The sequence below is a fragment of the Microbacterium marmarense genome (assembly GCF_037204165.1).
GTDB lineage: Bacteria > Actinomycetota > Actinomycetes > Actinomycetales > Microbacteriaceae > Microbacterium > Microbacterium marmarense.
Window position 1 is genome coordinate 402,605 of record NZ_JBBDGL010000002.1, and the last position, 18,799, is coordinate 421,403.

The following is an 18,799-nucleotide window of genomic DNA, read 5'->3' on the forward strand; positions in this document are numbered from 1 at the left end:
CTACTTGATGCCGGTGACCTTGACGCGCGTGAGGTCCTGACGGTGCCCCTGGCGCTTCTTGTAACCGGTCTTGTTCTTGAACTTCTGGATCACGATCTTCGGGCCGCGCTCTTCGCCGATGACCTCGGCGGTGACGGTCACGTTGGCGAGCTTGTCAGCGTCGGTCGTGACAGCGTCGCCGTCAACGAACAGAACGGCGGGCAGCTCGATGCTCGCGCCAATCTTTGCCTTCTGTCGATCGAGAACGACAACCGTGCCGACCTCTACCTTTTCTTGCCGGCCACCGGCGCGCACTACTGCGTAAACCACTTCACACCTGTTTCGTCTTGGGAGCGCACGGCTCCGAGTTGTCTTTATGAGACTGGAAAGTCCTGGTGCGGAAGCAAGGCTCTCGACAGTTTCGCGATCAGTCTGCAAAACGTGACGCACCAAAGGACTACTTTACCGGATGTAGGGCGTATCGGCAAAAGCATCGAACGCCGTGTCTCATGCGAGTGAGTAGGATTCGGGGGTGGCGATCCTGATTGACGACCCGCGCTGGCCAGCCCACGGTCGACTTTGGGCGCATTTGGTGAGCGACTCGAACCTCGGCGAGCTCCACGAGTTCGCCCGTGCGCATGACATTCCGGTGCGCGGGTTCGACCTCGATCACTATGACGTGCCCGAACAGATACACGCGCAGCTCGTGGCAGCCGGAGCAGAGCACGTGAGCGGGCACGAACTCGTGCGACGCCTGATCGCCTCAGGGTTGCGCGTCACCGCTCGCGAGCGGCGCGCGCAAACCTGAGGGCCTAGTCTTCTGGAACGTGCGCGACAGGTGTGCCGGTGAGGGCAGCCGTGGTCACGCGTCGACGCGCGCGTCCCTGCCCGGGGGCCTTCGGCTCGGGTAGCGCCTCGAGTACTGAATCGAGCAGCAGGTCCTTCTCAGTCTTGGGAGCCTGCTGTTTGGCAGGAGCCTTCGCCACTGGCTCTTTGCGTTTTTTGCGCGGCTTCTTGGCGCGCGGTTCAGCTGCCACGTCGGTTTCCGCAGGTGATTCGTCGGCAACCGACTCATCTGGATGATGAATTGTGGATGCTGCGATTTGGGCAAGCGCGGACTTTACGCCCTCGGTGATGACATGAGTGCCGCCGTTCGCCTGAGCAGGCGGCTGTTGCTGCTGTGCAGCGCCGCGAGAGCGGCGCGGCTGTTGTCCGCCTGAATTCGCACTGCGGTGCTTGACGACCGGGTCGTGGTGCACGACAACACCGCGGCCTGCGCACACGTCACACGCCTCGCTGAACGTTTCAAGCAGCCCGAGCCCCAATTTCTTGCGCGTCATCTGCACGAGGCCCAGAGACGTCACCTCAGCGACCTGGTGCTTCGTGCGGTCGCGGCTGAGGCATTCGACCAACCGTCGCAACACCAGGTCGCGGTTCGACTCGAGCACCATGTCGATGAAGTCGACCACGATGATCCCGCCGATGTCTCGAAGGCGCAACTGGCGCACGATCTCTTCAGCGGCTTCAAGGTTGTTCTTAGTGACCGTCTCTTCGAGATTTCCACCCGTGCCGACAAACTTTCCGGTGTTGACATCAACGACCGTCATCGCCTCGGTGCGGTCGATGACCAACGAACCACCGGAGGGAAGCCAGACCTTGCGGTCGAGCGCCTTCTCGATTTGCTCAGTCACGCGGTACTCGTCGAAGGGATCGCGCTCACCCTCATGTGACTTGACGCGGTCGAGAAGGTCGGGGGCGACCGATTGCAAGTACGTCGTGATCGTCTCGTGCGCCTCGTCGCCCTGGATGAGCATGTGCGTGAAGTCTTCGTTGAAAACATCGCGCACGATCTTGACCAGAAGATCGGGCTCGGAGTGCAACAGCGCGGGAGCGCCGATCGACTGGATTTGCTTTGAGATGTGTTCCCACTGATTTGTGAGTCGTTGCACGTCGCGGGTGAGCTGTTCTTCGGTCGCACCCTCGGCTGCTGTGCGAACGATGACACCGGAAGATTCCGGCAGCACTTCCTTGAGGATCTTCTTCAGACGAGCACGTTCGGTGTCTGGGAGCTTGCGTGAGATGCCGTTCATCGCGCCGCCGGGGACGTACACGAGGTAGCGACCAGGAAGCGAGATCTGACTCGTCAGGCGTGCTCCCTTGTGACCGACGGGGTCCTTGGTGACCTGGACCAGAACCTTGTCACCTGACTTCAGCGCCAATTCGATGCGACGTGGCTGATTGCCGGTCTCGACACCGTCCCAGTCGACTTCACCCGAGTACAGCACCGCGTTGCGGCCCCTGCCGATGTCGACGAACGCGGCTTCCATGCTCGGCAGCACGTTCTGCACCCGCCCGAGATACACGTTGCCGATCAACGACGCATCCTGGTTGCGAGCGACGTAGTGCTCTACCAACACGTTGTCTTCCAGCACGGCGATCTGAACTCGACCGTTCTTCGAACGAACGACCATGACGCGATCCACGGCTTCGCGGCGAGCAAGGAATTCAGCTTCGGTGACGACCGCGCGGCGACGCCCTGCTTCTCGTCCGTCGCGGCGTCGCTGCTTCTTTGCTTCGAGTCGCGTCGAACCCTTGATGCGCTGCGGCTCGGTAATGAGCTCGACGGCTCGCTGACGATGGTGCGGCTGGGTCTGCGCGGAATCCGACTGCTCGCTCGAGTCCTGTCGGGTATCGCCACCCCGCCGGCGGTTGCGGCGACGGTTGCTCCCCCGCGGTCCGTCGTTGTCAGCCTGGGAAGGCTGGTCTTCAGCCACGCTCGGCAGAACCGTGATCTCAGGCGCGTAAAACATCAATTGCGTGGAAACTGCCGACACAAACGTTTCGGGCAACAAGCCCAGGCTCACCGCGGTGACGGGGCCGGAGTCCGGTGCTGTTTCGACCGGCTCGGCTTCTACGGCGTCTTGAGAATCGGAATCTGCGTTCGATTCTCCCGCCGACGCGCTGACCTCTGCTGCCTGCGCGGGCGCGTCGCCAGCGGGAGGTTGTTCTGCAGGAGTGTCATCGCGGGGCGCTTCTTCGGCGGCCGGTTCGCTCGGCTGCCGCTCTGCCGCCGCTGTGGGCAGGGCGTCGGGTGCATCGCCGGGAACCGCCGGTGCAGCGTTCCCAGACTCTTGCGCCAGCGAGGCCTCGGGGGCGGTCGGTGTGTCGAATTCTTCGTTTATGCCATCGGCAATCAAGGGTTTACTCCCTGCGGGGTCGCGCCGCGCGCGACCCGGCAAAATCTTGTGCGGTGCCGCACCTGCGGTGCCGCTCTCTCACTCGGTCTGCAGCACACTCTCAACTCTCGTGGTGAGACGTTGTGCTGCCAAGGGCCTTCGTTGCCCTGAAGTCTTCGGTGATGTGCGCATCGGCGCGGCCGCGGCACATCAATCCTCATTATCGCACTTTCGCGCGCCGATTGCTCGCCGACGCGCAATACGCGAGTTGACAATGTCGTTTTGTCAGCTCGACGTCAGCGTCAGTGGGATAATCCTGCACATGCCCAATCCGTCGCCTCGCACTCGTCCAACCGCTCTGGCAGTGTGGCTGGTGATCGCCGGCGTCATTGGATGGTGGGCAGCTTTTCAGCTGACAATCGAGAAGTTTCATGCCCTGACGAATCCTGGTGAAGCCGCCTCATGTGACTTCAATCCGCTGGTGCAATGTTCTGCAAACCTCGATTCCTGGCAAGGGAGCGTTTTCGGCTTTCCCAACCCGCTCATGGGCTTGACCGCGTGGGCTGCCCCCATCGTGGTGGGAATGGCGATTCTCGCAAGGGCGCGTTTCGCACGGTGGTTCTGGCTGCTGTTCGAACTCGGGCTTACGCTCGCCTTCGTCTTCGTGATCTGGCTGATCAGCCAGAGCATCTTCGTACTTGGCACGCTGTGCCCTTGGTGCATGGTGACGTGGGCGGTGACCATCCCCACCTTCTACGCGGTAACTCTCTACACGCTGCACACGGGCTTGTTGCCCGCGCCTGCGTCTATTCGACGCGGCGCGGGCAAACTCACGGGGTGGGTTCCCGTGCTGACCGTTCTCAGTTACGCGGCTATCGCCGTCATCGCGCAGCTTCGACTCGACGTCTTAGGCGCGCTGTTCTAAGAGAGCGCTGCCGCGTCATTGTTCAGAACCAGATCTCGAGTTCACGCGCTGCAGATTCTGGGCTGTCGGAACCATGCACCAGGTTCTGCTGAACCTTCAGCCCCCAGTCGCGTCCCAAGTCGCCACGGATCGTTCCCGGAGCGGCCGAGGTCGGGTCAGTGGTTCCCGCCAGCGACCGAAATCCTTCGATGACGCGGTTTCCCGCGAGACGAATGGCCACTGAGGGGCCAGACATCATGAACTCGAGGAGCGGTTCGTAGAACGGCTTGCCCTCGTGCTCGGCGTAGTGTCGCTCAAGCTTGGCGCGATCTGGTTCGACGAGTCGAACATCGACGAGCGAATAGCCCTTGGCCTCGATGCGGGCCAGGATTGCGCCAGTCAGGCCACGAGCGACGCCGTCGGGCTTGACGAGGACGAGAGTTTCTTCCGTTGACATTTGTATATCTCCGTTCGCCTGAATCAGGCAGGTTCGGTTGGTGATGCAGCTCGCTTGGCGTTGATGCGATCAAGCGAGCTTCCTTTGATGGTGGCATACGCATACATGCCACCGAAAATGATCGCCACGAACAATAGCGCCGGCACCAAGAAGGCGCCGAGTGCGACGATCAGCTGCAGCAGCCATCCCACGGCGATTCCCCAGCGATAGCGAACGAGACCGGCCGTGAGCAGCATCAACAGTGCAACAGCGACACCCCCAACCACACCCCACCACTGCGGCACGGACTCGGGCAGGGCCTCTAGCCCAAAGATCGCCAGGCCCCCGAGAAATGCGATAACCGCTTCAAAGGTCAGCACTATCGAGGCGAGCGACTCCGCGGCTCCTCGCGGGCGCCGCGCGCGTGCCGGCTTGGCAGGCACGTTCGAGCTGTCTGGCCCGGTCACTCTTGCCAACCCGACTTCCACTCCTCTGCGTCGGCGAGCACGATGGCCTCACCGGCGAGAATGACCGAGCCCGCGATGATCACGGCGCGCCGGTCTGCCGCTGCGGCCCACTCGCGGGCTGCCATTGCGGCCGCTGATAGATCGGAGTGCACGGTGACGGGCAAGCCCCGCTCCTCTGCGAGATCCGCCACGCTGTCGGCATCGCTCGCTCGCTCAGAAGTCGGTGCCGTCGCGAAGATGTGAGTTGCTGCCGGTGCCAAAGCGTCGACGATGCCGGACGCATCTTTGTCGGCGAGCACGCCCACGACCATGCCCCACTCGTCAAAATCGAACGACTCGCGCAACGCGGCGACAAGGGCTCGTGCGCCGTGCGGATTGTGGGCAGCATCCACCAAGACGGTCGGGTTGATTCCCGCTAGCTGCAGCCGTCCCGGCGTCGTGACCTGGGCGAACGCCTCGGTAAGGATGTCGGGCGCGATTGGCTGTGTGCCTCCGCCCACCAAAGACTCAACGGCGGCAATGGCAAGCGCAGCGTTGAATGCCTGATGCTCGCCATAGATCGGCAAGTACTCGTCGTCATAGGTGCCAGCCAGCCCGCGCACCGAGACGAGCTGACCACCGACCGCGAGACGCTGCTGAGTGAGAGCGAAATCGGTGCCCTCGAATGAAACCAACGCTCCACGAGCGCCTGCCGCGGCTCGAATCGCGGCTTCTGCTTGGGGAGACTGGCGTGCGGAAACAACAGCAGCTCCGTCTTTGATGATCCCAGCTTTAACCTCCGCGATCTCGGCAATCGTGTTGCCCAAGCGGTCGGCGTGGTCAATGTCAATTGGCGAGAACACCGCAACATCGCCATCGGCGGTGTTAGTGGAGTCCCACGAACCACCCATGCCGACCTCGATCACCGCAACGTCTACCGGCGCATCGGCGAAGACGACAAAGGCAAGAACGGTGAGCAATTCGAAGAAGGTCAAAGGAGCGTCGTCGGCTGCTGCGAGCTCGGCGTCGACGATCTCAACGAAGGGTTCGATCTCGTCCCACGCATCCGCAACGGCAACGTCGGCGACATTCTCGCCATCCACCATGATGCGCTCGGTGAAACGCTCAAGGTGCGGGCTGGTGAACAGCCCCGTGCGCAGTCCGTGGGCGCGCACCAGGCTCTCAATGACCCGGCTGGTGGATGTCTTCCCATTCGTGCCAGTGACGTGCACAACACGGAACGTACGCTGCGGGTCATCCAAGAACTCCAGCACGCGTCGCGTGCGCTCGACGCGTGGCTGCACCCACTGTTCTCCCTGGCGAGCAAGGAGTGCCGAGTAGACGGCGTCGGCGCGCTTGCGGTCTTTATCGCTCATGCTGCTGCCTCGACTTTCGACACTGCGACGATGAAGTCGCCACGATTCGCATAGGTTCCCGCGCTGAACTCAGCGCGGTGGTCGGCACTCTGATCGGTGAGGGCGCCCAGAGTGACAGCGTGAGAAACAGCGAGAGTCTCACCGGCGATATCAGCGACATCGAACGCGGAACGAACGGCGGCTTCATCGGACGGATCGGTGAATGCCAATTCGAGACGAATGCGATCGCTCACGTCGAACCCGGCAGCCTTTCGAGTGTCTTGCACCGCGCGGATGAGATCGCGCGCGAGGCCTTCTGCCTCGAGTTCCGCGGTCGTCGTAGTGTCGAGCAGAACAAAGCCACCACCCGGAATCAAAGCAAGCGCCTCGCCGTCGGGTCTTCCTGTCGTCTCGAGCACCAGGTCGTACTCCCCCGCGTGCAGCGGCAGCTCCCCGTCTGGGGTAACCACGGTGACGACTCCATCTTGCTCGGTCCAGGCGCCCGTGCGCGATGCCTGGATCGCTTGCTGAACTCGCTTACCCAGCCGGGGACCCGCGGCGCGCGCGTTCACGGCGAGACGGTGGGTGATTCCATAGGCACCAGCGGTGTCATCGCGCAGTTCAACAAGCTCGACGTTCTTCACATTCAATTCGTCGCGCAGAATGTCGTCGAACTGCTCGAGTGCCTGCGCATCGGTCAGCACTACGGTCATCGATGCAAGCGGCAGACGAACGCGCTTGCCTTCCTTCTTGCGAAGCGCGTTTGCGACGCTTGACACCTGGCGCACGGCATCCATCGCACTGCGAATATCGGCGGCAGCAGCAAAAGCGGCCGCATCGGGCCAGTCTTGCAAGTGCACGCTGCGTCCACCAGTGAGCCCCTGCCAGACGCGTTCCGAAAGGTGCGGAATCAACGGAGCTGCGACCCGTGTCAGCGTCTCGAGCACGGTGTACAAGGTGTCAAACGCTTCACGGCTAGTCTCGTCGTCTGACACGCCAACCCAGAATCGATCACGCGAACGACGGATGTACCAGTTGGTCAACGCCTCACCGAACTCGCGCAGTTTGGCGGCTGCCAGAGTTGAATCGAGGGCGTCGAGATCAGCAGCAACGTCACGCACTAGGTCACCGGTGAGGGCCAGAATGTGCCGATCGAGAACGTTTGTCGAATCCGTGCGCCACGTCGCTTCGTACCCCACGTCGCCCTGACCGCCTGCGGCGTTGGCATAGGTGGCGAAGAAGTACCAGCTACTCCACAGTGGCAGCATGAACTCACGCACGCCCGCTCGGATGCCCTCCTCGGTGACAACCAGGTTGCCCCCGCGCAGTACGGGGCTGGCCATGAGGAACCAGCGCATCGCGTCAGAGCCGTCGCGGTCGAACACCTCAGAGACATCGGGATAGTTGCGCAGCGACTTCGACATCTTCTGTCCGTCGTTGCCCAACACGATGCCGTGGCAAGACACACCGGTGAAGGCTGGGCGATCGAACAGTGCTGTCGACAGCACATGCATCACGTAGAACCAGCCACGAGTCTGCCCGATGTACTCCACGATGAAGTCGGCGGGTGAGTGGGCGTCGAACCACTCTTGGTTCTCGAACGGGTAGTGCACCTGTGCGTACGGCATCGAGGCTGAGTCGAACCAGACGTCGAGCACGTCTTCGATACGACGCATCGTCGATGTGCCCGAAGGGTCATCGGGGTTCGGGCGCGTGAGGTCATCGATGAACGGTCGATGAAGGTCAACTTGACCGTCGGCATTGCGTGGCAGGCGGCCGAAGTCGCGTTCCATCTCTGCGAGTGAACCGTATGCGTCGGTGCGCGGGAACTCGGGATTGTCGCTCTTCCAGATCGGGATCGGCGAGCCCCAGTACCGGTTTCGACTGATCGACCAGTCGCGGGCGCCTTCAAGCCACTTGCCGAATTGCCCGTGCTTGACGTTCTCTGGCACCCACGTGATCTGCTCGTTGTTGGCGAGCATGTCGTCTTTGAACTCCGTGACGCGAACAAACCAACTAGACACAGCCTTGTAGATAAGGGGATTGCGGCAACGCCAGCAATGCGGGTAGGAGTGCTCATAGCTGGCAAGGCGCAACAGTCGTCCTGACTGGCGAACCAGGCGCACAAGCGGCGTGTTGGCGTCCATCCACAGTTCGCCCGCGACATCGGTCACCTGCGGAAGGAACCGACCACCGTCGTCGAGACTCATGACGAGCGGAATGCCTGCAGCCTCCGTGATTCTTTGGTCATCTTCACCGAAAGCAGGAGCCTGGTGCACGATGCCGGTACCGTCAGAAACCGTCACGTACTCATCGACGAGAATTCGCCAGGCGTCCTGCGTGCCCCAGGTCTCGGAGTCGGCGTAGTAATCGAATAGCCGGTCGTACGCGACGTCAGCGAGTTCAGCACCGAGTATCGTCTGTTCGATGGCGGCGCGAGCGTCGTCAACGGACTCGTACCCAAGGTCCTTGACGTAGCCAGCCAGCAGGTCCTCGGCAATGAGATATCGATGTGCCGTTGCTTCAAGAGGATCGTCTGCCGTTCCATCGGCGTCACGGTGCACATCGGCAGCACCTGCCGGCCCCCCTGGAATGACCACATAGCTGATCGCGGGCCCAACGGCCAGGGCCAGGTTCGTGGGAAGAGTCCAGGGCGTTGTCGTCCAGGCCAGGGCGCGCACACCGGTCAGCCCGAGAACCTCCGCTTTGGCGCCGACGAGGGGGAAGGTTACCGTCACAGACGGATCTTGACGCATCTTGTAGACGTCGTCATCCATACGCAGTTCGTGCGCGCTGAGCGGAGTTTCATCGCGCCAGCAATACGGCAAGACTCGGTGGCCCTCGTAAGCGAGGTCCTTGTCGTAGAGCTGCTTGAACGCCCAGAGCACACTCTCCATATAGTTCGTGTCGAGCGTTTTGTAGCCGCGTTCGAAGTCGACCCACCTGGCCATGCGACCGACGTATGTCTTCCATTCTTCGGAATACGCCATCACCGACTCGCGCGCCTTGTCATTGAAGGTGGCGATGCCCATTTGTTCGATCTGAGCTTTCTCGGTGATGCCGAGTTGTTTCATCGCTTCGAGTTCAGCGGGTAGGCCGTGGGTGTCCCAGCCGAAGACGCGGTCGACCTTTTTGCCGCGCATCGTCTGAAAGCGCGGAAAGACGTCTTTGGCATAGCCGGTCAGCAGGTGACCATAGTGGGGCAAGCCATTGGCGAACGGAGGTCCGTCGTAGAAGACCCACTCCTCGCAGCTCTCGCGCTGGGCAATGGAATCGCGGAAGGTGTCATCTTCGCGCCAGAACGACTGAACGTCTTCTTCGATCGAGGGAAACCGCGGACTTGGTACGACCGCGTCTACGGCCGGCCCGAATGCGGACTTGGGATACGACATGTCACTCCAGCAGGTTGCAATGCTTCCTGCGAGGACGACGCTCCCGAAAGGAAGAGCCGCGGTACCACCCCGCGTGACGAATGCTGCTGCATCCGTCCTCTCTCACTGTGGCTGTCACGGGCCTGACCCGCTCGGTTCTACTTGGCCGAAACGTTCTCGACTGTTCTTCCGAGAGCTCCCCGGTGATAGCCGGATCGGTGCTGGTAGCAAGATTCTACTCGCACTTTTGCTCTTTCGCTGTGGCTGCTCATGCGCCTGACGCCGTGAGCAGCTCACGCGTGAAGGGATGCTGGGGGTTGGCGAATACCTTCGATGTCACACCGGACTCCACCACGACGCCGTCCTGCATGACAAGAACTTCGTCTGAGATTGACGCGACGACTCCTAGGTCGTGGGAGATGAAGAGCATCGCAAGGTCGCGCTCGTCCTGAATGCGGTGCAACATCAGCAGCACACGCTCCCTCACCGAGGCGTCCAACGCAGACACGGGCTCGTCTAGCACCAGCACGTCCGGGTCTGTCGCAAGCGCCCGAGCAATGGCTGCGCGTTGACGTTGACCTCCCGATAGCTGGCGGGGTCGGCGCGTGAGCACATCGCGATCGAGATCCACGTCCCGCAACAGCTGGGCAATGTGCGCCGGGTGTTCGGTCCGCGCAACGCCCACGGCGTCGAGCGCCTCCTTCAATGAACGACCGATGCTCCAGCGCGGGTTGAAGGCGCCAAGAGGGTTCTGGTGCACGAGTTGCACCCGCACGGGGGAACTGTCGCGCATGCCAGACGGCCAGACATTGCCACCACGAAGTATCTGGCCCGTATCTGCCTGCTCCACTCCGATGAGCAGGCGTGCGAGCGTGGTTTTTCCCGAGCCTGACTCTCCGACCACCGCAAGAGTGCGCCCGCGCGTCAACGCGAACGAAACGTCGCTGACAGCGACTCGATCAAATGCCTTGGTCACGCCCCTAGCCTCGAGCACGATGTCACTTGCCGGCTCGCGTGGGGCACGCGGTGAATGCCGAGCGGCCGCTACAAGCGTTTTGGTATGAGGATGCTGCGGTGCGCTGAGCACCTCGGCAACGGTGCCTGACTCTACGATCTTTCCGTGTTGCATCACCGCAACGCGATCGGCCACTCGTGCGACGGCGGCGAGATCGTGGCTGATGAAGACGATCGCCACACCGCGATCAACGATTTCGCGCAGAAGCGCAAGCACGCGCGCTTGCACCGTAGCGTCAAGGGCCGTGGTGGGCTCATCTGCGATGATCACGGCGGGGGCAGCGGCGAGGGCGGACGCGATAAGGGCGCGCTGGCGCAATCCGCCGGATAGCTCGTGAGGAAACTGTCGAGCTCGCCGCTCGGGATCAGGCATTGCCACCGCACGCAGCAGATCGCTCGAGCGCGATTGCCGCGCAGAGCGCGATAACTGCCCGTTGTGCACTTCGAAGGCTTCGACGACCTCGCGCTCGATGCGCCGAAGCGGATCAAGCGACACGAGCGCGTCTTGCGAGACCAGCGCAATGCGTGCCCCGCGCAACTCTCGCCAGCCGCGTTCGCTCAAGTGTGACGCGTCTATGCCATCGACCTCGAGCGCGGTTGCCGTGACCGCAGCGTCATTGGGCAACAGCCCCAGCAACGCGCCCGCGGTGAGGGATTTGCCTGCGCCCGATTCGCCGACGATCGCGAGGCATTCGCCAGGGCCTACCTCGAAACTCACGTCATCGACCGCCACTCGGTCTTCAAAGGCAACCCGCAGATTCTCAACACGTAGCGCCGTCACAGCGATCTGCCTTCCGCTCGAGCGCGCAGAAGTCGTCCCACTACGGTTGCTGCCACGACCGTCAGCGTGATCGCCAGCCCAGGGAACAGCGAAATCCACCACGCCTGGCCGAGCACATTTCGACCGCCCGAGAGCATGAGTCCCCACTCAGGCGTGGGCTCCGTTGGGCCCAGGCCCAGAAACGACAACCCTGCGGCGGCCAGAATGCTCGAGCCGATCCCGATCGTCGCAAGCACACTCAGTGCACCCACCACGCTTGGCACCACGTGCCTGAGGAACGCAGGAAAAGCACGCACGCCGAGTATGCGCGCCGCCTCGACGTGTTCGGCTTGCAACAGGGTGCGCGTCTGTGCTCGAGCGAGTCGCACGTACACGGGAACCGCGGCGATCGTGACAGCGACAGCAATATTCACTGGACCGGGCCCGAGGATCGCGACCACCACGAGGGCGATCAGAAACTCGGGAAAGGCCAGAAGCACGTCGGTAGCGCGCATAGTCGCAGCATCTACCAACCGAGGGGCGCTACCTGAAAGAGCGCCGATCACCAGCCCGATGGTGAAGGCCAATGTGGTGGCGAGCAGACCGATTCCGGCCGAACGTGATGCGCCGTAGACAACACGCGTGAAGACATCTCGCCCGCTCTGGTCAGTTCCAAAGGGATGCGCAGCGCTGGGGGGCTCGAGGGCTGCCCGCACGTCGGTCGTCAGCGGATCAAGCGACGTGAACAACGCTGGCGCGAGGGCCATGGCGGCAATCACGGCCAGCACAACGAGAGCAATCGTGAGTAGTGCGCGGCGCGCGATGCTCATGCGGCATCCTCCCGCGTGCGGGCCCGTCGCCGTGAGGCGCGGAGGCGCGGATCGAGCAGCGGGTAGAGCGCATCGACGACGAGATTCACAATCACGAACACCACCGCACTGAGCAAGATCACGCCAGTGATCACGGGGAGGTCGCGATCCGTGATGGCGGTGAGCGTCACACGGCCGATGCCCGGGCGGCCGAACACGGTTTCGACGAGCACCGCGCCGCCCAAGAGAGAGCCGATGAGATAGGCGGCCAGTGTGAGCGCGTTCGACGCGCCGTGTCGGGCTGTGTGGCGCAGCGTGAGCCACATTGGGCTGGCACCGCGGGCGCGCACGGTGGTAGCGAAAGGCAAGCGCTCGGCCGACTCGATTCCGTCACGCAACACCTGCCCGAGGAGCGCCGCGACCGGCAGCGCCAGTGTCACCGCGGGCAGCACGAGCGACAGCGGGTCACGTGCTCCCGAGACCGGGAACCAGCCCAACTGGAATGCGAAGACGGCGAGTAGCAGCAGTCCAATCCAAAACACCGGAGTCGACAACACCACCAGTTCAGACGCCGAGGCGATGCCGCGACCGGCAGGCCCTCGCGCGAGAAGCGCCACCGCTGCCGCGATGAGGGCCGCGAGTAGCAGTGCGAGTGACGTCAATTGCACGGTTGACTCAAGCTGTCGACCGATCACATCGATGACGGGCATGCGCAGCTGGTAAGAATCTCCCAGGTCACCGCTGCCGAGCTGCAACAGGTAGGTGACGTACTGTTCGAACGGCGGCCGGTCAAGCCCAAGTTCAGCGCGGATCTGGTCTTTCGCGGCGTCGCTGATCTGCGCTTGCGGCCCGAGCATCACTTCCACTGGATCGCCGGGAATGATCCGAACCGCGACGAAGGCGAGCGTGGCCGCCCCCCAGAGAACGAAGACGATGGATGCGACGTGTCGCCCGACCCATGTAAGAGAGCGCCCCCACAGGCTGGTGTCCGCGTCCCGCCTCATAGATCCCTCTCACAACGAGGGCGTCGCTTCACTCGACAGTCACAGAGTAGAACAGCGGACGCCCGTACAGATCGTATTCGAGGCCGGCCACGGTGTCGCCAACGGCGGTAATCAGCGAAGGGCTGTAGAGGGGAACGATGGCATTGTGCTCAGCGTTCCACTCTTGGACCTCGCCGTAGATCGACGCGCGCTGTGCGGGGTCTGTAGCGGCAACCCCACTCTCAAGCAATGCGTCAAGATCGGCGTCGCTCACTTGCGATGCATTCTGAAATCCGTCTGTGTGCAGATGGTTGCGCAGCAGATCCGGGTCGACACCTGAATAGCCCCAGTCGGTGAGATCGAAGGTCTTCGGTCCGTACTGCTCGTTGTAGGCGCCCGGTTCGAGCACTTCGCGCACAATCTCAAATCCGACGTCGCGCAGGTTCTGCTGAATAGCGTTGGCAAGTGCTGCTCGATCATCGGGCACGGGCGTCCACGCGATCCATCGTGCAGAAAGCCGGTCGCCGTCTTTGACCCGGTAGCCCTCGTCGTCGTACTCCGTGAAGCCCGCTTCATCGAGCAGCGAGTTGGCGAGATCGGGGTCAAACGCCCACGTGTCTTCGAGGCCTGCGTTGTAACCGGGCGTCGTCGACCCCAGAATCGACCAGGCCCGTGGGAACTGGTCGAAGAAGATCTCTTCGACGGCAGGCTCGATGTCAATCGCTCGCGAGAAAGCTTCGCGCACGAGCGGGTCAGCGAAGACGCCATACTGCTCGTTGAGATAGAGCGAGTAGGGCAGCCCGGGGTACTCCAACGACTCGACGCTGACGTCATCGCCCAGTGTCGACGCCACGTTCGGGGGCAATTGGCTCGCCAGGTCGGCTTCGCCGCTTGTGACAACGCCTGCGCGCACAGAAGCCTCCGGCAGAATGCTCACGCGCAGCGTTTCGAATGTCGGTGCGAGGGCTCCATTCGGACCCCACGTGTAGTCAGCGTTGCGGGTGTAGATGATCTCCTGATCCGGGATGTACTCGCTCAGCAAGAACGGTCCAGTGCCCACAGTGACGTCGGGACCGCCCGCTTTGAGCTCGTCGGCGTGAGCGTCGAGCACCGCCGGCGAATAGAACCCGAGAAGCGCCGTGCTCGCTGCCTGCAGGAAGGGCGCGTAGGGCTGGGTGAACGAGACCGTCACCGTGTGGTCATCGATCACCTCGGTACCGGCGTAGAAGTCGCCGCCGAGCATGCTCGCTGCTTGCGCCGACTCTGTGGCCGGGTCGACAATCCGATCGAAGTTCGCCTTCACCGCGGTTGCGTCGAACGCTTCGCCGTCCGTGAAGGTCACGTCGTCTCGCAACATGAAGGTGTACTGCGTGGAGTCTTCAGAGATCTCCCACGAATCGGCAAGCCATGGGCTGAAAGTGCCATCGGCCTCCTGGAAGACAAGCGAGTCGAGGACGACGCGCTGCACCATTCCAGACACATCCAACTGACTCGTTTGAGGGTCCATGTGGCCCGCCGAGAGATTCGCGCCTTCGATAGCCCACACCACCTCACCCGTTGCGGGATCAGGTGACTCGGAATCGGCCGTGGCAGCGCACGATCCAAGGATCAGGCTCGCACCGACGAGAGCGGCGACAGCAGAAAGACGACGTAGCGATGGCATGACACAACCTCAGCAGCAGCAAATGGGGGAACATGACAACCGTAGCCCATTATTGGACTGAGTGGATTTACACCGTCGCAGCCGCATGCGAGCTGAGCGGTAAACTGGTGCAGCATCCACACTCAGGCACGCTCACACGGTGCCGCATATACCGGTCGAGGAGATCCATGTCCGACGCGCACATTCCCGATAAGCCCGCTCTTGAAGGCCTTGAGTCCAAATGGGACGCCGCATGGACTGCGCAGGGTACGTACGCATTCGATCGGATTCATGCCGCAGAAGTGGGCAGGGATGGAGTGTTCTCGGTCGACACTCCCCCGCCGACAGCGTCAGGCAGCCTGCATATTGGCCACGTCTTCAGCTACACGCACACCGACGTCAAGGTGCGTTTTGAGCGCATGCGTGGCAAGACGGTCTTCTATCCGATGGGATGGGACGACAACGGGTTGCCGACCGAACGTCGAGTGCAGAACTACTACGGCGTGCGTTGCGACACCACGTTGTCCTACGACGAAGACTTCACCCCTCCCTTTGAAGGCGGCGACAACAAGAGCAGCCGCGCCGCGGACCAGGTGCCTATCAGCCGTCGCAACTTCATCGAGCTCTGTGAACGACTGACGGTCGAAGATGAGAAGCACTTCGAAGACCTATGGCGCTCGCTCGGCCTGAGTGTCGACTGGACGCAGACCTACCGCACGATCTCTGGCGACACGATGCGCACAAGCCAGCGTGCGTTTCTGCAGAACCTGGAACGCGGCGAGGCCTATCAGGCAATGGCTCCCACGCTGTGGGACATCGACTTTCGCTCCGCGATTGCGCAAGCAGAGCTCGAAGACCGCGACCAGCCAGCGGCCTACCACCGCATCGCCTTCCATAAGAGTGATGGCTCGGGCGACGTGCACATTGAAACGACTCGCCCTGAATTGCTTGCGGCGTGCGTCGCGCTCGTCGCCCATCCCGATGACGAACGCTACCTGCCGCTGTTCGGCACGACCGTGCGCACCCCACTCTTCGATGTCGAGGTGCCGGTTTTGCCGCACCCCTTGGCACAGAAAGACAAGGGTTCAGGGATCGCGATGATCTGCACCTTCGGCGACGTGACTGACATCATCTGGTGGCGTGAGCTTGACCTGCCAAACCGCACGATCCTGGGCAAGGACGGCCGCATCATTGCCGACGCGCCCGATGTGATTGCGACCGAGTCTGCCAAATCCGCATATGCGCAAATTGCCGGCAAGACCGTGTTCAGCGCCAAGAAGGAGGTCGTAGAGATGCTTCGCACCTCCGGCGAGCTCGACGGCGATCCCAAACCGTTCACGCATGCAGTGAAGTTCTTTGAGAAGGGCGATCGGCCGCTCGAGATCGTTTCGACCCGCCAGTGGTATTTGCGCAACGGTGCGCGCGACGAAGACCTGCGAGACAAACTGATCGCTCTGGGCCGAGAGGTATCTTGGCATCCCGATTTCATGCGCGTGCGGTACGAGAATTGGACGAATGGCCTCACGGGCGACTGGCTGGTGTCGCGCCAGCGCTTCTTCGGAGTTCCGATCCCGGTGTGGTACGGACTCGATGAAAACGCAGAGCGCGATTACAGTCGTGTGCTGACCCCTGACCTCGCGTCGCTTCCGGTAGACCCGACCACCGACGTACCGTCGGGCTTCACCGAGGATCAGCGCGGCGTCGCTGGCGGATTTGAGGGTGAGGGCGACATCTTCGACACGTGGGCGACCTCTTCGCTCACGCCACAGCTCGCGGGTGGATGGGACCGAGACCCACAGCTGTGGGATCTTGTCGCGCCATTCGACGTTCGTCCGCAAGGTCAAGACATCATTCGCACTTGGCTGTTCTCGACCATGCTGCGCAGCGCGCTCGAGGACGGCCGCGCGCCTTGGCGTGATGCGTCGATCTCGGGGTTCATCGTTGACCCAGATCGTAAGAAGATGTCGAAATCAAAGGGCAACGTCGTCACCCCCGCCGACATCCTCGTTCAGCATGGTTCAGATGCCGTTCGATATTGGGCAGCGTCCAGCAGGCTCGGCACGGACGCCGCCTTTGACCCGCAGAACCCGACGCAGATCAAGATCGGTCGTCGCCTTGCAATCAAGATCTTGAACGCAGCGAAGTTCGTGCTCTCGTTCCCCGTTCCCGAAGGCGCAGAAGTCACTCACTCACTCGATGCGTCGATGCTCACCACTCTCGATCGCGTCGTCGGCGAAGCGACGAAGGCCCTCGAAGCATTCGACCACGCACGGGCGCTTGAGGTAACCGAGTCATTCTTCTGGACGTTCTGCGACGACTACCTCGAACTCGTCAAAGAGCGGGCCTACGATCGCAGTGATGTCGGTCAGGCCTCGGCGGCCTTGGCCTTACGTACGGCTCTTTCGACGATGCTTCGCCTGTTTGCCCCGGTGCTCTCCTTCGCGACTGAAGAGTCGTGGTCTTGGTTCAACGAAGGCTCGATTCACACTGCCGAGTGGCCCAAGTCCTCGGGAACCGATGGCGACCCGGCGATTCTCATCGCGGTCGGCGAGGCGCTCATCGGAATTCGTCGCGCCAAGACCGAAGCCAAAGCGTCTCAGAAGACTCCGGTGAGCAGCGTTACGATCGCAGCAACCGAAGAGGTCATCGCACGCTTACGCACAGCCGAAGGTGATCTGAAGGCCGTGGGGCGCATCGCCGAGATCCACTACGCGATCGCCGACGCAACAGCAGTCACCGAAATCGAACTCGCACCGCAGGAGGTTTGAGATGCAGTTGGGCACACGCTGGACGTCTGGCGAGGAACCTCCACGGGCAGTCCCAGAGGGTCTGGCCCGCGGTGTGCGAGAAGTCGATGCCGCATTGCCGGTGGATCCCCTCGGTCAACCACGAGAGCGCTGGACACTCACCTGGCTCGAAGGCCGCCCGATCGCTGAACTCGACTCCGGCGTCATCGTGACCCTTGACGATTCCGGCGAGCCTGTGGTCAGCCACGACGACGACGGCGAGATGTAAGTCCGGTCTGCATGGCGCAGCTAGCGCGGCATTATTCCAAGCCCGCCAGCCGCGCTGGCATAACGGCGCTGGTCGTCCGCGCTCGCGGCAATCGCAACCCGCGAGTCGGCGACCGGTAGCGCTCGTCGTTCCAGACGTCCCGACACGTATTGCTCCAGTCGGGCGGCGGCGTAGAGAACAAATCGTTCGTATCTCGTCGGGCGCCCTGTCTCGGCGATGAACGCGCTCACTGAAGTTCTCCTCGGTCGGGCAGCGGGAAGACATCGCTGCGGATGGTGACCGCTCGCACGCCTTCACCAGTCTGGGTACGATTCTGAGCAACAACCTCGTCAATGATCGCCATGAGCCGACGGCCGAGCTCGCGGGTCTGTTCGGCGGTGAGTTGCGTGGTGGATGTAGAGATGAGAGTGGCTTCGTGCCACTCGTCGGGCTCTGCGTTGATCCCGCGCCCGACAAACGCCATGAGCTCCTCATTGCGATTGCGCAAGAACTCGCCCATCACCACTTGGGTGGCCGCTCTGCCCGCAGGAGTCGTCATCGCATCGCGGTTCGCGAATGACACTGAACCGACCGGGCGTTCCCACCAGCGTTCCCGTCCCGTGCCGCGACCGTTGCATTCAACGATCAGATCGTGCTTGGCAAGAGCACGCAGGTGGTAGCTCGTCGATCCGCTCGACTCCCCCAGCTGCTGCGCCAGCGAACTTGCAGTTTGCGGCCCGTATTGGCTCAAGATGTTGTACATCTTGACGCGCAGGGGGTGGGCAAGCGCCCGCAGCGCTCCGGCATCGAGAACACGCTCGGGAGACGAAGAAGCAGCAGATTCGTTGACCATACGGCGATCTTAGTCGTGCAAAGAGACCTTTGCAACTGCTTCTTTGCAACAGAACCTTTGGGGTTTCAAGGTAGGCT

General features: G+C 62.3%; 16 protein-coding genes. 4 read left to right on the top strand and 12 right to left on the bottom strand.

All coding sequences use genetic code 11. The features are described 5' to 3' along the window. Entirely contained in the window at positions 1–309 is a 309-nt protein-coding gene (rplU, locus tag WDU96_RS08320) for a 50S ribosomal protein L21 (protein WP_337338029.1), read from the bottom strand. A gap of 202 nt (positions 310–511) precedes the next feature. On the opposite strand from rplU, the gene WDU96_RS08325 reads away from it, so the two are divergent. Beyond that, on the top strand, positions 512–787 hold the full coding sequence (locus WDU96_RS08325) for a DUF4031 domain-containing protein (protein WP_337338030.1): 276 nt from the start codon (positions 512–514) through the stop codon (positions 785–787). Positions 788–791: 4 nt separating this feature from the next. On the opposite strand, the gene WDU96_RS08330 is transcribed toward WDU96_RS08325, so the two are convergent. Continuing rightward, positions 792–3,173 (bottom strand): Rne/Rng family ribonuclease, encoded by a 2,382-nt coding sequence (locus WDU96_RS08330; RefSeq protein WP_337338416.1) that lies wholly within the window; start codon positions 3,171–3,173, stop codon positions 792–794. A gap of 304 nt (positions 3,174–3,477) precedes the next feature. Here WDU96_RS08330 and WDU96_RS08335 point away from each other — a divergent pair, with 304 nt between their 5' ends. Then, positions 3,478–4,080: a vitamin K epoxide reductase family protein gene (locus tag WDU96_RS08335; RefSeq protein WP_337338031.1), complete on the top strand. Its 603-nt coding sequence runs from the start codon at positions 3,478–3,480 to the stop codon at positions 4,078–4,080. Between the two features lie 22 nt (positions 4,081–4,102). On the opposite strand, the gene ndk is transcribed toward WDU96_RS08335, so the two are convergent. The 8 genes from ndk to WDU96_RS08375 form a co-directional block, all read right to left on the bottom strand. Further along, positions 4,103–4,516 carry a nucleoside-diphosphate kinase gene (gene ndk, locus WDU96_RS08340; RefSeq protein ID WP_337338032.1) on the bottom strand — a complete coding sequence of 138 codons (414 nt, stop codon included), beginning with the start codon at positions 4,514–4,516 and terminating at the stop codon, positions 4,103–4,105. A 23-nt stretch (positions 4,517–4,539) separates the two neighbouring features. Continuing rightward, entirely contained in the window at positions 4,540–4,938 is a 399-nt protein-coding gene (locus WDU96_RS08345; RefSeq protein ID WP_337338033.1) for a DUF4233 domain-containing protein, read from the bottom strand. A 20-nt stretch (positions 4,939–4,958) separates the two neighbouring features. After that, the gene (locus tag WDU96_RS08350; RefSeq protein WP_337338034.1) at positions 4,959–6,317 is read right to left on the bottom strand and encodes a bifunctional folylpolyglutamate synthase/dihydrofolate synthase; all 1,359 of its coding nucleotides are present in this window, start codon (positions 6,315–6,317) and stop codon (positions 4,959–4,961) included. Beyond that, positions 6,314–9,688 carry an isoleucine--tRNA ligase gene (gene ileS / locus WDU96_RS08355; protein WP_337338035.1) on the bottom strand — a complete coding sequence of 1,125 codons (3,375 nt, stop codon included), beginning with the start codon at positions 9,686–9,688 and terminating at the stop codon, positions 6,314–6,316. The genes WDU96_RS08350 and ileS overlap by 4 nt, the downstream gene beginning before the upstream one ends. Positions 9,689–9,935: 247 nt before the next feature. Further along, on the bottom strand, positions 9,936–11,462 hold the full coding sequence (locus WDU96_RS08360; RefSeq protein ID WP_337338036.1) for an ABC transporter ATP-binding protein: 1,527 nt from the start codon (positions 11,460–11,462) through the stop codon (positions 9,936–9,938). After that, entirely contained in the window at positions 11,459–12,271 is an 813-nt protein-coding gene (locus WDU96_RS08365; protein ID WP_337338037.1) for an ABC transporter permease, read from the bottom strand. Before WDU96_RS08365 ends, WDU96_RS08360 begins: the two co-directional genes overlap by 4 nt. Beyond that, positions 12,268–13,254: an ABC transporter permease gene (locus WDU96_RS08370; RefSeq protein WP_337338038.1), complete on the bottom strand. Its 987-nt coding sequence runs from the start codon at positions 13,252–13,254 to the stop codon at positions 12,268–12,270. Before WDU96_RS08370 ends, WDU96_RS08365 begins: the two co-directional genes overlap by 4 nt. Positions 13,255–13,282: 28 nt before the next feature. After that, positions 13,283–14,896, bottom strand: coding sequence for an ABC transporter substrate-binding protein (locus WDU96_RS08375; RefSeq protein ID WP_337338039.1), 1,614 nt, complete (start codon positions 14,894–14,896; stop codon positions 13,283–13,285). Positions 14,897–15,063: 167 nt separating this feature from the next. Between WDU96_RS08375 and valS the strand changes: the two genes are divergently transcribed. Then, positions 15,064–17,643 (top strand): valine--tRNA ligase, encoded by a 2,580-nt coding sequence (gene valS / locus WDU96_RS08380; RefSeq protein WP_337338040.1) that lies wholly within the window; start codon positions 15,064–15,066, stop codon positions 17,641–17,643. Position 17,644: 1 nt separating this feature from the next. Beyond that, complete coding sequence (locus WDU96_RS08385) at positions 17,645–17,890, top strand: hypothetical protein (protein ID WP_337338041.1); 246 nt, start codon at positions 17,645–17,647, stop codon at positions 17,888–17,890. Between the two features lie 20 nt (positions 17,891–17,910). Here WDU96_RS08385 and WDU96_RS08390 read toward each other — a convergent pair whose 3' ends face one another. Both WDU96_RS08390 and WDU96_RS08395 read right to left on the bottom strand, forming a co-directional pair. Beyond that, positions 17,911–18,120 carry a hypothetical protein gene (locus WDU96_RS08390; RefSeq protein ID WP_337338042.1) on the bottom strand — a complete coding sequence of 70 codons (210 nt, stop codon included), beginning with the start codon at positions 18,118–18,120 and terminating at the stop codon, positions 17,911–17,913. Continuing rightward, positions 18,117–18,722 carry a helix-turn-helix domain-containing protein gene (locus tag WDU96_RS08395; protein ID WP_337338043.1) on the bottom strand — a complete coding sequence of 202 codons (606 nt, stop codon included), beginning with the start codon at positions 18,720–18,722 and terminating at the stop codon, positions 18,117–18,119. Before WDU96_RS08395 ends, WDU96_RS08390 begins: the two co-directional genes overlap by 4 nt. Between the last annotated feature and the right edge of the window lie 77 nt (positions 18,723–18,799).